General features: G+C 46.6%; 1 protein-coding gene. It reads left to right on the forward strand.

What is annotated here, in order from left to right; translation table 11 throughout:
* Positions 1-828 (forward strand): isopeptide-forming domain-containing fimbrial protein (locus HMPREF0849_RS08635; protein ID WP_033605413.1); only part of this gene is annotated, 828 nt, incomplete at both ends.

Consider the following 828-nt stretch of genomic DNA (forward strand, 5'->3'; position numbering starts at 1 on the left):
CCTTGACGCTTACAGAAGAGCAACTCAAAGCCAATGGCGGTCAAGCAGTTGAATTAACATTCGACGCGAAGATCAAAGCCGGCGCGAACTTGTCAGCGTATGTGAAGGAAGACGGTCATACACAGATTCCGAATAAGGCTTCTTATGACGCAAGCTTCCCACACAAACCAGGAGTGCACAAGGACTCTAATGAAGTCCCAGTAACGCCTCCAACACCAGAAGTGCCAGAAATCAAGAAAGATGTGAACGGCAAAGAAGCTGAAACTCTTGACAAACGCGATCAAGTCTTCACTTACAACGTGAAAACAACAGTAGCGCAAGATGCGACAGCCTTCGCAGTCACAGATACACTAGTAGACGTTCTTGAATTCGCAGGAACTTCAAGTGCTAAATTGAATGGTCAAGCGCTTGAGGCTAGCCAAATCAAGGTAGAAGGTCAAACGATTACCTTGACGCTTACAGAAGAGCAAGTCAAAGCCAATGGCGGTCAAGCAGTTGAATTAACATTCGACGCGAAGATCAAAGCCGGCGCGAACTTGTCAGCGTATGTGAAGGAAGACGGTCATACACAGATTCCGAATAAGGCTTCTTATGACGCAAGCTTCCCACACAAACCAGGAGTGCACAAGGACTCTAATGAAGTCCCAGTAACGCCTCCAACACCAGAAGTGCCAGAAATCAAGAAAGATGTGAACGGCAAAGAAGCTGAAACTCTTGACAAACGCGATCAAGTCTTCACTTACAACGTGAAAACAACAGTAGCGCAAGATGCGACAGCCTTCGCAGTCACAGATACACTAGTAGACGTTCTTGAATTCGCAGGAACTT

It is taken from the genome of Streptococcus sp. C300, assembly GCF_000187645.1.
GTDB lineage: Bacteria > Bacillota > Bacilli > Lactobacillales > Streptococcaceae > Streptococcus > Streptococcus oralis_CQ.